This is a genomic window from Azospirillum sp. UENF 111221, from assembly GCF_058780625.1.
On sequence record NZ_JBSNCH010000001.1, the window covers coordinates 242507 to 255909 of the forward strand.

Consider the following 13403-nt stretch of genomic DNA (forward strand, 5'->3'; position numbering starts at 1 on the left):
GTTCCGTGCCGGCGACCTGACGGCGGGCGCGGGACACCTCGGCGCCGCGGGACCAGTCGGCCAGTTCCCCGACCCGCTGCGCCGCCTTCAGCATGGTGGCTTCGGCGTCGCGCAACCGCAGATCCAACTCGAAGGAATCCATGACGAACAGCGGCTGGCCGCGCTCCACGCGCTCGCCATAGGCGAATCGCTTGTCCCGAACCATGCCGCCGAACGGCGCGATGACGTTCACCGTGCGGGCGGGCTCGATGGTGCCGACCAGGGAGAGGCGTGCCGTCACGGGCGTGGCTTGCGCGATGATGGTGGCGCCCGGCGCATGTTCCGGTGCTGCCTGTGCCACCATCGCCGGGCCGGACCTGTCCCCCCCGGGAAACAGGCCGGTGCCGGGCGAGGCGGCCCAGCCACCGAGCGCGGCCACCGCAGCCACTGCCGCCACCCCCACGACCTTCGCCATGCCGATCCTGGGCGATCCCGTCATGCCCGCAGCTTCCTTCATGGCTCACTCTCCCCGCAGGGCCTGGATTGGATCGAGGCGGGAGGCGCGCAGGGCCGGCAGGATGCCGAAGAGCAGGCCCACCAGCACCGACATGCCCAGTCCCAGCGGCAAGGCCGCGGCCGGCAGCGCGAAGGGCCAGCCGGCGGACCGCGCATAGACCGCCGCCGCTGCGATGCCGAGCACGGTGCCGAGAATCCCGCCGCCCAGCGACAGGACGGACGCTTCGACCAGGAACATGCCCAGTATGTCGCGTGGCCGTGCGCCGAGCGCGAGACGGATGCCGATCTCCCGCCGCCGCTCCACCACGCTCATCAGCATGACGTTCATCACCCCGACGCCGCCGACGATCAGCGAAATCCCGCCGACCGCCGCGAGCAGCAGCGTATAGACCTGCATCTGCTCGGCCATGGCGGCGATCATCTGGCGGGCGCTCTGGACCACCACGGGGCGGGGATGGGGGGCATCGGCGAAATGCGCGGCCACGGCGTGCCGTGCCGCCGTGTCGTCGGTGTCCGGTGCCATGCGGGCCACCAGCGCCGTCAATCCGGTGTCCGCGGCGATGCGCCGCAGGCCGGGGAGGGGAACGAGCGCTGCGCCGTTCAGGTCGACCGGAAGCAGCGGGTTGGGGAGCGTTTCCTCCAGGATGCCGATGACCGTGTAGCGGTATCCGCCCAGGCGCAAATCGTCGCCGACCGCCGGACCGGCTCCATCCGGGCCATCATTCCAGCCGTCCTTCCGGCCGCCATCGCCGCCAAGCTTCCGGGCCAGCCCGCCGCCCAGCACCACGAAGCTTTGCGATCCGTCGAACGCGGACAGGAACCGCCCTTCGGCCATGCGCAGACGTGCCACCGCCGCAAGGTCGCCGGTCACCCCGGCCACGCTTGCCACCGCGCGGGCGCGTCCGTGCGCCAGTTCCATTCCGGTGACGGCGATGGGAGCGACCGCCACCAGTCCGGACCGCCCGAGCAGTGCCGAGGCGTCGCCTGGCATCAGCGGCGCCGGCCGGCCGGCCTGGGCGGTGTCCGCCTGGATCGCCAGCAGGTCGGTGCCCATCGCCCGGAACTGGCCCAGCGCCTGCCGCTTGGCGGCGTCACCGACGCCAAGCATGGCGATGACCGCCGCCGTGCCGATCCCGATGCCCAGCAGCGCCAGCAAGGATCGCTGCCGTACCGCCCGGAGGTTGCCGAGCGCGTCGGCCACCAGCGCACGCCACAGGCCGGGACCGCCAGCCTCCTCCGGCTCCGCCGCATCCGTTCCGGCAGGAAAAGAACCGGTCGTGGGCGATCCGGTCATGCGCTTGGCGTCCGGGATGCCGCGTCCTCCGGGGCGGCCACCCGGCCGTCCCGCATGAGGATGCGGCGCGGGCAGCGCGCGGCAATGGCAGGGTCGTGCGTCACCACGACGATCGTCACGCCGGTGTCGGCATTCAGTGCGGCGAACAGGTCGATGATCCGCCGGGCCGACTCGCTGTCCAGGTTGCCGGTCGGCTCGTCGGCCAGGAGCAGCCGGGGCTTGCCGACAATGGCGCGGGCGACGGCGACGCGTTGCCGCTGGCCGCCGGACATGGCATCGGGCCGATGATGCGCGCGGTCGGCCAGCCCCACCCGCTCCAGGGCCGCCATCGCCCGGTCGCGGCAGGAGCGCGGCGAAAGGCCCCGGTACAGGAAGGGCAGGGCCACATTGTCCAGGGCCGACAGCCGGGGCAGCAGATGGAAGGATTGGAAGACGAAGCCGATGCAGCGGTTGCGCAGCCGGGCGCGCCGGTCCACCGATGTCGCGCCCAAATCCTCGCCGTCGAACAGGACGCGGCCGGCGTCCGGCCGATCCAGCAGCCCCAGCAGGTTGAGCAGCGTCGACTTGCCCGATCCGGACGATCCGGTGATCGCGCAAACCTCGCCCGCCCGGATGGCGAGCGACACGTCGCGCAGCACCGGGACCCGCGCCGCTCCGGTGCCATAGGTTTTGTGAACGCCCGTAAGGTCGAGCATGGGCAGGCCGTCCCGCTTCGATGCACCGCCCGAAGGCTGTGCAGCTTCTAGCCTGTACGCACATCGCTTGCAAGCATGGGTGGAGAAAACAATCGTCTTCCGTTAATCTTCCAACCCTGTTTCAAGGCGGATGGGGAAGGGCTGGGCGGTTTGGGAGCGGAGTTTGCAACGTGTGAGGGCCGTCTCGCGGTCTTGATCGCGCTGGCGGGTGCCTTGCTGGCCGCCGCCTCGCTTTGGGCCGGCACCGTCCGGGCGCAGACCGTGCCCGTGCGGTCCTATGCCCAGCCGGGCACGCCGGTGCCGGCGGTTGTTCCGGGACCGGAGCTGCCCCTGACCCTGCCGGAAGCGGTCTATCTGGGCCTGCGCCAGAATTCGGCGGTGCGCGGCGCCTATCTGCAACGGGTCCTCGACAGCTTCAACCTGCGCGTCGCGGAATCGCTGTTCTCGCCGAAAGGCGTCCTCATCACGTCGGCGCTCATCGACCGCACCGGTTCCAGCCGGAACGGCGAACTCCGTGCGGCACCCACGGTGCAGTTGCTGACCCCGCTTGGCACCACCATCAGCTTCGGCTGGGATGTCGGCCAGCGGGCACGGCGCCAGACAGGAAACGGGCAGGTGGGCAACGGCATGCTGGCCGGCAGTTCCGACCTGACCCTGAGCGTGATCCAGCCTTTGCTGAGGGGCGCCGGCCCCGACGTGGCGACGGCGCCGCTCCGTCAGGCACGGCTTGAGGAACGCTACAACCGGCTCCGCCTGAAGAGCACCGTCGCCAACACGGTGACCGAGATCGTCGGCGCCTACCACCAGTTCCTCCAGGCCCGCCAGCAGATCGCGCTCGCCCGCACTGCGCTTGACCGCGCCCGCGGGCTGGAGACCACCAACCAGGCGCTGATCCGTGCCGGCCGCATGGCGGAGGCGGAGCTGGTCCAGGCGCAATCGACCGCGGTGAACCAGGAACTGGCGGTGTTGCAGGCCGAGAGCGGCTTCGACGCGGCGCGGCTCCGCCTGCTTGGCCTGCTGGCGCTCGACCTGAACACGCGGATCGTTCCGTCGGACCGGCTGACGGCCGAGCCTGTCCGGGTGGAGCTGGAGACCGCGCGGGCGCTCGCCTTCGAGAACCGTCCCGACTATCTGTCGCAGATCATCTCCAACGAGGCCGCCAAGATCGGGCTGGACGTCGCCCGGAACCAGCGGCTGTGGGACCTGACGGTGGTTGCAGGGGTCAGCCTGCCCGGCAGCGGCCGAACGGGGCTGCGCGCCAGCGAACGCCTGCCGAGCACCAAGACCGATCTGCGGGGCGGCATCCAGCTGAGCATCCCCATCAACAACCCGGCCATCGAGCAGCAGGAGGTGCAGGCCACCGTCGGCCTGCGCCAAGCCGAGGTGCAGCTCGACCAGTTGCGGATCCAGGTGGAGACGCAGGTGCGGGATGGCGTGCGCGACCTCGAGGCCTCCTGGCGCCGTTACACGCTGAGCCGGCGCTCACGGGACCTGGCGGAGCGGACGCTGGCGGTGGAAACGGTGAAGCTGCGGGCCGGGCGCTCCACCAACTTCCAGGTCGTGGCGTTCCAGGACCAGCTGCGCGCCGCCGAGGGCGCGGAGCTGGGCACGCTGATCGCCTATCTGGACAGTCTGGTGGCTCTCGACCAACTGCTCGGCACCACGCTGGACACCTGGCGCATCGAGCTGAACGACACCGCCCGATAAGGCCATCCCGTTGCTTTGGCCACCAGTTGCGACACCGTCAACTCGCCCCGGATCGCCTCCAGCGCCACCTTCGCCTTGAACTCCGCGGAATACCGCGTCCGTTTCCCCGTCATCGGGGCCGTTCTTCCTCGTGGCGAACCAAGCTTATCCGACTGTCCGGGAAACGGGGACCAGCTCAGGCTGCAATGAGCCCTGAGCTTCGGTAGCTTTCGATCAGCGCATCGAACACTGAGATGTCCGCTCGGCTTCGAGCAAGCAGTTGAGCTCCGGCGACGGCCGCGAAGATCGCGCGCGCCTTGGCTGCATTGGCTTCGACACGAGAGCCGTTCGCGGCGGCCAGCGTCCTTGCAAGCCAATCCACGTTGACATCGGTAAAAGCCTGGACCTCGGTCTTCACCGCATCGGGAAGATCATCGTACTCGGCGGACATGAAGCTGCAGAGGCATAGGCGGTTTTCGCGCTCCAGCGAGCGCCGGAAAATCCGGGAATAGGCCTGCAACGCCCGTGTCGGATCCCCGGTCTCGATCAAGAGCGCTTCAAGGTCGGACGCGGTGGTCTCCCAGTAGCGCTTCGCCACCGCGGCACCAAGGTCGGCCTTGCTCGGGAAATGATGATAAATGCTCGCCGCTTTGATGCCCACGGCACTGGCAAGCTCACGATAATTCATGCCGCCATAGCCATGCGCCTGCGCGATGTCGGTCGCTGCGGCGAGTATCGCCTCCCTGGAGTTCGTGCTCATCTTCGTCCCTTGGACCAATCGGCGTTGTGACCTACCGGCTGTTAGTTAGGGCTTGACGGTCCAGAATGGAAGATCTAAATCTGTCACCTATCGAACGTTAGGTAGGTGCACCATGAGCGATGATGTCTTCTTTTCCGATGCCACCCGGCTTGCCGAACTGATCCGCACCCGCGAGGTCTCGCCGGTCGAGGTCGTCCAGACCCATCTCGACCGGATCGCGGCGGTAAATCCCAAAATCAACGCCATTGTCACCATTGCCGGTGGTGCACTCGATGCCGCCAAGGCAGCAGAGGCTGCGGTGCTGGCGGGCGAAGAGCTTGGCCCGCTGCATGGCGTCCCCTTCACGGCCAAGGATTCGATCGATACGGCTGGCGTAATGACGCAACGCGGCTCGCCGATCTTCAAGGGGCGCATCCCCGACATGGACGCGACCAGCGTTGCGCGGCTGAAAAAGGCGGGTGGCATTCTGCTCGCCAAAACCAACCTTCCTGAATTCTCGTATTGGATTGAAAGCGACAACCTGCTTTCCGGCCGTTCCAACAATCCCTGGGACCTGGAGCGGACGCCGGGCGGCTCAAGCGGTGGCGAGTCTGCGGCGATCGCGGCGGGCATGTCGCCGCTCGGTCTCGGCACCGACCTCGCCATCTCGGTTCGCGGCCCCGCCGCCCAGACCGGCATCGTGTCTCTCAAAGCAACGCACGGGCGCGTCCCGATGACGGGCATCTGGCCGCGTGCGCCGCGCCGTTTCTGGCACGTAGGCCCGATGGCTCGCAGCATTCGCGATCTGGCGCTCGCCTTCTCACAGCTTTCAGGCCCGGACGGTCACGACGCTTTCTCGACCAGCGCCGCCCGGTTCGACGCCGGCGTCGGTCGTCAGCCCTACCGCCAGCTGCGGGTGGGCTGGATGGTCGAGCCGGGCTTCGGGCCGGTCGATCCCGAGGTCGCTGCGACCGTCAAGGCGGCCGCCGAGGCTCTCGCGACCCTTGGCATCCATGTCGAGCAGGTACGGATCCCTGCGTTGGAGCGCGACTTCGCCCTCGACGTGTTCAACAAGCTCCATGTGATGGAGATGAAGCCCGCCTTCCGCATGGCGACGGCCGGCCGTCGCGACGACGAGCTTTACAAGATGGCCAAGACCATGCTGTCGCTGCCAGACACATCGATGGACGATTTCATCGAGGCTGAGCAGGCGGCGGAGCGCCTACGCGATGGCTACGCGGGATATTTCCGCGGGTATGACGCTCTGATCACGCACGTCCTGCCCATTCCTGCGCACAAGCATGGGCAGGACGAGTTCGTGATCAACGGCCAAAAGGTCGATGCAACCTACCTCCAGGGCGCGACCGTGCCGCTCAACATCACCGGCCTGCCTGGTATTGCGATGCGGTTCGGCACGAGCAACGAGGGCCTGCCGATCAATGTGCAGATCGTCGGAAGCTGGTTCGCGGAGTCGACGATCCTGCACCTCGCGACTCTGCTGGAGGGCGTAAGTCCCGTTCGCGGGGGCCACCCAACTCTTTGAGGTCAATCCGCAGCCGGAAGCTGCATGCTTCCGGGTGAAATATTTCCGTTGATCGCGGAAAAGGAAAGCATGCGCTCCTCTTCAACATGCAAATAGCGAGTTTTCGCATGTTGTCGGTCAAAGGGTCGATTGGCGGACACAATGAGAGGTGGTTCCCCGTTCCGGAGAACCACCTCGAAAGCACTTCAGATCAAGCCGAGACCGGCCTGTGGGCTGGACGTCTCCTCGACCGCCGCCGGCTTGATGCGGAACCATGCCGCATAGAGAGCGGGGAGGAAGAGCAGGATCAGCACCGTGCCGACCGCCGTGCCGCCGATCAGCGTGTAGGCCATAGACCCCCAGAAGACCGAATGCGTGAGGGGGATGAAGGCCAGCACCGCGGCAAGAGCGGTCAGGATCACCGGCCGCGTCCGCTGCACCGTGGCTTCGATGACGGCGTGGTAATCGTCGAGACCGGCCGCCTGGTTCTCCTTGATCTGTTCGGTCAGGATCAGCGTGTTGCGCATCAGGATGCCGGCCAGACCGATCAGCCCGAGGATGGCGTTGAAACCGAAGGGCTGGTTGAAGGCGAGCAGCATCGGCACGACGCCGACGACGCCGAGCGGTGCGGTCAGCAGGACCATGGCCATCATCGAGAAGGACCGCACCTGCAGCATGATGAAGACCAGCATGGCGGCGATCATGACCGGGAAGACCTTGCCGAGGGCGGTGTTGGCCTTGGCGGATTCCTCGATCGACCCGCCCGCTTCGATGCGATAGCCGGCCGGAAGCGAGGCGATCAGCGGCTGAAGGGCCGTCATGATCTGCTTGGAGACCTCCGGCGGCTGGGTCGCCTCGTTGTAGTCCGAGCGGATGGTGATGACGGATGTCCGGTCCCGGCGCTTCATCATCGGCTCTTCCAGCCTGATGTCGGCATGGCCGATCTGGTCGAGCGGGATTTGCTGGCCGGTGCGGCTCGTCAGCGAGAAGTCGGCAAGACGCGCCGGGTCCAGGCGTTCGCCGCCGGCGCTGCGCGCCACGATGGGGACGTTGCGGATGTCCTCGCGCACCTGGGTGACGGCGATCCCGGTCAGAAGGAACTGGAGTTGCTGGCCGACCTCGGCCGGAGAGAGACCGATGAGGTTCAGGCGATCCTGGTCGGGCGTGAAGCGGAGCACCGGCGTGCGGTTGCCCCAATCCCGGTTGGCCTGCCGGACATCCGGCACGCTCCGCATGATGGCGAGGGCCTTTTCGGAAATGTCGTAGAGCTTTGCCGGATCGGGGCCCATCACCCGGAATTCGACCGGGAACGGCGTGTAGGGGCCGAACACGAGCTGGGTGACGCGGACATAGGCCTCGGGCACCAATCCCTGCGCCACCGTCTGCCGCAGCCGGTGCTTCAGGGCCTCGCGCGTCTCGGCGTCCGGGGTGAGCACGACGATCTTGGCGAAGGCGGGATCGGGCAGTTCGGGCGACAGGGCGATGAAGAAGCGGGGCGCGCCCTGGCCGACATAGCTGGTGACGATCTTCGCCTCCGGCTGATCGGCCAGCCAGCGTTCTATCTTCTGGACCGAGGCCGTCGTCGTCTCTATGCTGGTGCCTTCCGGCAGGCGGACCTCCACCAGCACCTCGGGGCGGTCGGAGGTCGGGAAGAACTGCTGCTTCACGCCGCCCATGCCGACGATGGCGACGGCAAAGGCGAGGCCGACGACGACGCAGGTCACGATCTTGTGGCGCACGGCGAAGCCGATGATCCCCCGCAGGCGCCGGTAGTTCGGGGTGCCGTAGATCGCCTCGTGACCGCCGGCGACCGGTTTGATCGCCGGCAGCATCTTGACGCCCAGATAGGGCGTGAAGACCACCGCCACGATCCAGGAGACGATGAGGGAGAAGCCCACGACCCAGAAGATGTTGCCGGCATACTCGCCGGCGGTCGAGCGCGCGAACCCCACCGGCAGGAAGCCGGCGATCGTCACCAACGTCCCCGACAGCATCGGCGCCGCCGTGTGGCTCCAGGCGTAGGCGGCCGCCCTGATGCGGTCGACGCCCTCCTCCATCTTCACCACCATCACCTCGATGGCGATGATGGCGTCGTCCACCAGCAGGCCGAGCGACAGGATCAGCGCGCCGAGCGTGATGCGGTCGAAGAAGCGCCCGCTTTCCAGCATGATCAGGAAGACGACGGCGAGCGTCAGCGGGACGGCGGCCGCCACGACGATGCCGACGCGCCAGCCGAGGCTGAGCAGGCTGACCAGCAGCACCACGCCCAGCGCCATGGCGAATTTGATCATGAATTCGTCGACCGCCGAGGCGATGTTGACGGCCTGATCGGTCACCTTGTCGAGCGTCATCCCGAGCGGAAGCGACCGCGCGATGCCCGCCGCCCGGTCCTCCAGCGCCTTGCCGAGCGCCAGGCCGTCCCAGCCCTCCTGCATCACCGCCGCCAGCATGACGGTGGGTTCACCCTGGTGGCGGATGATGTAGGTCGGCGGATCCTCGTAGCCGCGGCGGACCTCCGCGATGTCCGACAGCTTCAGCGTCCGCCCGGCGGCGACGATCGGCGTGTCGGCGATCGCCTGCACGCCGTCATAGGCGCCGTCGATCCGGATGAAGACCTGCGGCCCCTGGGTGTCGATGGACCCTGACGGCGTGACGGTGTTCTGCCGCTGCAAGGCGGCGATGATGTCCTGGGCCGACACGCCGAGCGTCGCCAGCCTGGCATAGGAGAACTCGACGAAGATCCGTTCCGGACGCTCGCCCAGGATGTTGACCTTCTTGACGCCGGGCACATGCAGCAGGTCCTGGCGGATCGTCTCCGCCTGCCGGGCCAGCTCGCGCATCGGCAGGCCCTTGGCCTTCAGCGCATAGAGCGCGAAGCTGACGTCGGAATATTCGTCGTTGACGAAGGGGCCGAGCACGCCGGGCGGCAGGTTGCGCGTCTCGTCGCCCATCTTCTTGCGGGCCTGGTAGAACTCCTCCTGCACCTTGGCCGGCGGCGTGCTGTCCTTCAGCGTCAGGGTCATATAGGCGTAGCCGGGCCGGGTCGTCGTCTCCACCCGGTCGTACCAGCTCAGTTCCTGAAGGCGTTTCTCCAGCGGTTCGGCGACGAGATCCTGCATCTCGCGCGCGGTGGCGCCCGGCCACACGCTGGTGACGGTCAGGGTCTTGATGGTGAAGGAGGGGTCTTCCGCCCGGCCGAGCATGACGAAGGCGAAGGCGCCCCCCGCCGCCAGCAGGAGGATGAAGAACAGGGTGACGGCCCGTTCACGGACGGCGATGGCGGAAAGATTGAGGCTCATCACCGGCCTCCGCTCTCGGCGGCGGTCCTGACGCGGACCCCGTCCTGGAGAAGATGGGCGCCGAGCGACACCACCGGGTCGCCGAGGCCGAGCCCGGAGATCACGGCGGTGTCGCCACTCACCCGGACCAGCCGGACCGGCTGGAAGCGCACCGTCGAACTGGCGCGGTCCAGGGTCCAGACACCGGTTTTCCGGCCATCGTCCAGCACGGCGCCCAGCGGCACCTGCATGTCCGCCTGACCTGTCCGATCCACTGCCCGATCCACTGCCGGATCCATTGCCCGGCCCGCCGTCCATCCGGCCAGCCTGATGGTGACCGTCGCGCCGAGCGGTGCCGAGGCGGCGTCGCCATCGAGCACGTAGCGCGCCTCGTAGGTGCGGGTCTGGGCATCGGCGGCGTCCGACAGCTGGCGCAGACGCGCACCGTAGCGCTGCCCGTCGGTGCCATAGAGGCTGGCCTCGGCCGGCGAGCCGATCTGCGGCCGGATGGTTTCGGGCAGCGCCACCACCGCCTCGCGCGGGCCGGCCTGGGCGATCCGGACGACGGTCTGGCCGGCGGCGACGACCTGTCCCGGCTCGCCCAGCGTTTCGACCACCGTGCCGTCGCTGTCGGCGACCAGGACCGAATAGGTCGCCTCGTTCTCGGCGACCCGCGCATCGGCTTCCGCACTGGCGAGCTGCGCCCTGGCGGTGTCCAGCGCGGCCTTCGCCTGTTCATGACGCTGCCGGGTGGCCCAGCCGTCATTGACCAGACTGGCGTAGCGCCGCTCGTCCGCCTGGGTCTGCACGGCCGTTGCACGCGCCGCGGCGACCGCGTTGCGCTTCGCCGTGAGGGCGAGGCGCAGGTCCGTCTCGTCGATGCGCATCAGCGGCTGGCCGGCCTTGACCGGCTGCCCGACCGTCGCCAGCCGCTCGATGATCTTGCCGGGGACGCGGAAGCCGAGATTGCTCTGCACCCTCGCCCCGACGACGCCGGTGAAGCCGCGCTCCGATCCGGCGACCGGAACCGCTGCGGCAAGCCGGACGATCGGCGCCTCCTGCCGGGGATCGCTCACCGCCGACGCCTCCTGTGTGTGCATGGACAGCGTCACGACCGCGGCAGCGCCGAGCGCCACCGTCAGAACGCCACCCGCCACGACCATGGGTCTCTTTTTCATGCCCGCCGCCTCGATCAAATTAGATTGCGTACGACATCTATATTGATTATAGAGGTCGAACGCAATCTAAATGACAGGGCGCTCTTGCATGGCGGCACCGCCATCGGGGCGCTTCCGGGGCCCACCCCGACACGAGGAAGAAAGAGAGACATCGATGGCAAAGATCGAACGTGGCATCGCGCTGGTGACGGGCGCATCGTCCGGCATCGGCCACGCGGCGGCCAAGGCCCTGCAGGCCGCAGGATTCGATGTGTTCGGAACCAGCCGTCACGCGGATGCCGAAGGCCCCGAGGGCGTCACCATGCTGACCTGCGACGTCACCGACGACGCTTCCGTGGCCGCGCTGGTCGATGAGGTGCTGGACGACGCCGGCCGCATCGATCTGCTGGTCAACAATGCCGGCGTCGGGCTTTTCGGCGGTGCGGAGGAGTCCTCGCTCACCCAGGCGAAGGCGTTGTTCGACGTGAACATGTTCGGCGTCATCCGCATGACCAACGCCGTGCTGCCGATCATGCGGCGCCAGAAAAGCGGCAGGATCGTCAATCTCAGCTCGGCGCACGGATTCATTCCGGCCCCCTATTTCGCACTCTACGCGGCGACGAAACATGCGGTGGAGGGCTACTCCCAATCGCTTGACCATGAACTGCGCACGCTCGGCATCCGGGTGACGCTGGTCGAGCCCGCCTACACCCGGACCTCGTTCGACGGGAACCTCTTCAAGCCGGACCGCTCGCTCGACGCCTATGCGTCCGCGCTTGCCGGCGTGACCGTGGCCGTCGAGGACGCGATCGGGAAGGGCGACACGCCCGAGACCATCGCCGAAACCATCGTCAAGGCCGCGACGGACTCCGATCCGAAGCTTCGCTACCCGGCGGGGAAACTGGCCCGGCAGGTCAGCCTCCTGCGCCGCTTCGTCCCGGCCGCCGCCTTCGACAAGAGCCTGCGCAAGATGCTGCGGCTGCCGGTCTGATCCCGTTTTTGGGAACAAACCCGTCACATCCGCTGCAAGGAAGGAGAGTCCATGACCGCCCTGTCCCGTCGGGAGGGTCCGGCGACGCCGGCGCCCACCTACAAAGTGCCGCCCGGCGTTCTCGACGGGCCGGTGGTGCCGACGATGCTCCGCCTGGCGGTCCCGACGACCCTGGTGCTGGTCGTCCAGACGCTGGTCGGGGTGGCCGAGACCTGGTTCGTCGGCTTTCTCGGGACCGATGCGCTCGCCGGAGTCGCCCTGGTCTTTCCCGTGCTCATGCTCATGCAGATGATGGCGAATGGCGGCATCGGCGGCGGCGTCTCCTCGGCCGTCGCGCGGGCCTTGGGGGCGAAACGCCACGAGGATGCCGAAGCGCTGCTCTGGCACGCGGTCGTCCTGGCCGGCGCATTCGGCCTGCTCTTCACCGTGGCGGCTCTTCTCGCCGGACCGACCCTCTATCGGGCGATGGGAGGAACCGGACCGGCGCTGACGGCGGCGCTCGCCTATTCCGGGGCCGTGTTCGCCGGCTCCATTCCGGTCTGGCTCACCGCCCTGCTGTCGTCGGTCCTTCGCGGTGCCGGGAATGTGAGGGTGCCGGCGCTCGTGATCTCGGCCGGCACCGTGCTCCTCCTCCTGCTGTCGCCGGTCCTGATCTTCGGCTGGGGCCCCTTTCCCCGTCTCGGCGTTGCCGGCGGCGGGGTTGCGGTGGTCGTCTACTATCTGGTCGCGGCGCTTGCGCTGACACTGTATCTGCGCTCTTCACGGAGCCTGCTGAAGCTCAGGGCCGTTCCCCTGCGCGCCCGCCTGTTCAAGGATATCCTCGGGGTCGGCTTCCTGTCGGCGATCGGCACCGTCCAGGTCAACCTCACCGTCACCCTCGTCACCGCCGCGGTCGGCCGGTTCGGCGCCGATGCCATCGCCGGGTACGGCATCGCATCGAGGCTCGATTACATCCAGATTCCGCTGATCTTCGGGCTCGGCACCGCCTTGGTCACCATGGTCGGCCACAACATCGGGGCCGGGCAGCCGGCGCGGGCGCGCCGCATAGCCTGGAGCGGTGCCGCCATCGCCTTCGGGATGACCGAGGCCATCGGCCTTGCCGCCACACTCTGTCCGCAAGCCTGGATCGGCCTGTTCAGTGACGAGCCACAGGTACTGGCGATGGGCACCCTCTATCTGCGGACCGTGGCGCCGGTTTACGGCGCGGTCGGGTTGGGGCTGGCGCTCTATTTCGCCAGCCAGGGAGCCAAGCGCGTCCTGTTTCCCGTCCTGGCCGGCACCGTCCGCATGATCGTCGCCGCCGTCATCGGCTGGGCGGCGGTGATCTGGTTCGGTGCCGGACTGTCGACCCTGTTCCAGATCACCGCCCTGGCCGCGCTCTCATATGGGCTTCTGACGGCCGCCGCGATGATGGGGGGTGCCTGGGGCCGGCATCACGCGTCCCATCCGCCAGTTCGGAGACGTCCTGCGGAGTAGGTCGAGGTGGAGAATTGTGTCGGTCATCCATATCTCCTATAGATGTCAGTCGAAATCTAAATAGGAGCAT

The 13403-nt window shown here is 67.9% G+C and carries 9 protein-coding genes; 4 read left to right on the plus strand and 5 right to left on the minus strand.

Going from position 1 to position 13403, the window contains the following annotated elements; genetic code table 11:
• Positions 1–499: 499 nt before the first annotated feature.
• Together ACWPN3_RS01025 and ACWPN3_RS01030 are read right to left on the minus strand one after the other, a co-directional pair.
• Positions 500–1789: an ABC transporter permease gene (locus tag ACWPN3_RS01025; protein WP_492242269.1), complete on the minus strand. Its 1290-nt coding sequence runs from the start codon at positions 1787–1789 to the stop codon at positions 500–502.
• Positions 1786–2484, minus strand: coding sequence for an ABC transporter ATP-binding protein (locus tag ACWPN3_RS01030; RefSeq protein WP_109446816.1), 699 nt, complete (start codon positions 2482–2484; stop codon positions 1786–1788). The genes ACWPN3_RS01025 and ACWPN3_RS01030 overlap by 4 nt, the downstream gene beginning before the upstream one ends.
• A 192-nt stretch (positions 2485–2676) precedes the next feature.
• On the opposite strand from ACWPN3_RS01030, the gene ACWPN3_RS01035 reads away from it, so the two are divergent.
• Positions 2677–4191: a TolC family protein gene (locus tag ACWPN3_RS01035; RefSeq protein WP_492242268.1), complete on the plus strand. Its 1515-nt coding sequence runs from the start codon at positions 2677–2679 to the stop codon at positions 4189–4191.
• A 175-nt stretch (positions 4192–4366) separates the two neighbouring features.
• On the opposite strand, the gene ACWPN3_RS01040 is transcribed toward ACWPN3_RS01035, so the two are convergent.
• Positions 4367–4930, minus strand: a complete 564-nt coding sequence (locus ACWPN3_RS01040) for a TetR/AcrR family transcriptional regulator (protein WP_109446822.1) — start codon at positions 4928–4930, stop codon at positions 4367–4369.
• A gap of 112 nt (positions 4931–5042) precedes the next feature.
• On the opposite strand from ACWPN3_RS01040, the gene ACWPN3_RS01045 reads away from it, so the two are divergent.
• Positions 5043–6452, plus strand: a complete 1410-nt coding sequence (locus ACWPN3_RS01045) for an amidase (RefSeq protein WP_492261003.1) — start codon at positions 5043–5045, stop codon at positions 6450–6452.
• A 185-nt stretch (positions 6453–6637) separates the two neighbouring features.
• Here ACWPN3_RS01045 and ACWPN3_RS01050 read toward each other — a convergent pair whose 3' ends face one another.
• Both ACWPN3_RS01050 and ACWPN3_RS01055 read right to left on the minus strand, forming a co-directional pair.
• Positions 6638–9730, minus strand: a complete 3093-nt coding sequence (locus ACWPN3_RS01050; protein WP_109446826.1) for an efflux RND transporter permease subunit — start codon at positions 9728–9730, stop codon at positions 6638–6640.
• Entirely contained in the window at positions 9730–10887 is a 1158-nt protein-coding gene (locus tag ACWPN3_RS01055) for an efflux RND transporter periplasmic adaptor subunit (protein ID WP_492242266.1), read from the minus strand. The genes ACWPN3_RS01050 and ACWPN3_RS01055 overlap by 1 nt, the downstream gene beginning before the upstream one ends.
• 154 nt (positions 10888–11041) lie before the next feature.
• Between ACWPN3_RS01055 and ACWPN3_RS01060 the strand changes: the two genes are divergently transcribed.
• Together ACWPN3_RS01060 and ACWPN3_RS01065 are read left to right on the plus strand one after the other, a co-directional pair.
• Positions 11042–11857 (plus strand): oxidoreductase, encoded by an 816-nt coding sequence (locus ACWPN3_RS01060; protein WP_109446828.1) that lies wholly within the window; start codon positions 11042–11044, stop codon positions 11855–11857.
• Positions 11858–11908: 51 nt separating this feature from the next.
• On the plus strand, positions 11909–13333 hold the full coding sequence (locus tag ACWPN3_RS01065) for an MATE family efflux transporter (protein WP_492242265.1): 1425 nt from the start codon (positions 11909–11911) through the stop codon (positions 13331–13333).
• Positions 13334–13403: the final 70 nt, after the last annotated feature.

What these genes read in the sequence shown, in the direction of transcription:
- ACWPN3_RS01025 (WP_492242269.1), bottom strand. Translation starts at nt 1,789, where the DNA reads ATGACCGGATCGCCCACGACCGGTTCTTTTCCTGCCGGAACGGATGCG.
- ACWPN3_RS01030 (WP_109446816.1), bottom strand. Translation starts at nt 2,484, where the DNA reads ATGCTCGACCTTACGGGCGTTCACAAAACCTATGGCACCGGAGCGGCG.
- ACWPN3_RS01040 (WP_109446822.1), bottom strand. Translation starts at nt 4,930, where the DNA reads ATGAGCACGAACTCCAGGGAGGCGATACTCGCCGCAGCGACCGACATC.
- ACWPN3_RS01045 (WP_492261003.1), top strand. Translation starts at nt 5,043, where the DNA reads ATGAGCGATGATGTCTTCTTTTCCGATGCCACCCGGCTTGCCGAACTG.
- ACWPN3_RS01050 (WP_109446826.1), bottom strand. Translation starts at nt 9,730, where the DNA reads ATGAGCCTCAATCTTTCCGCCATCGCCGTCCGTGAACGGGCCGTCACC.
- ACWPN3_RS01055 (WP_492242266.1), bottom strand. Translation starts at nt 10,887, where the DNA reads ATGAAAAAGAGACCCATGGTCGTGGCGGGTGGCGTTCTGACGGTGGCG.
- ACWPN3_RS01060 (WP_109446828.1), top strand. Translation starts at nt 11,042, where the DNA reads ATGGCAAAGATCGAACGTGGCATCGCGCTGGTGACGGGCGCATCGTCC.
- ACWPN3_RS01065 (WP_492242265.1), top strand. Translation starts at nt 11,909, where the DNA reads ATGACCGCCCTGTCCCGTCGGGAGGGTCCGGCGACGCCGGCGCCCACC.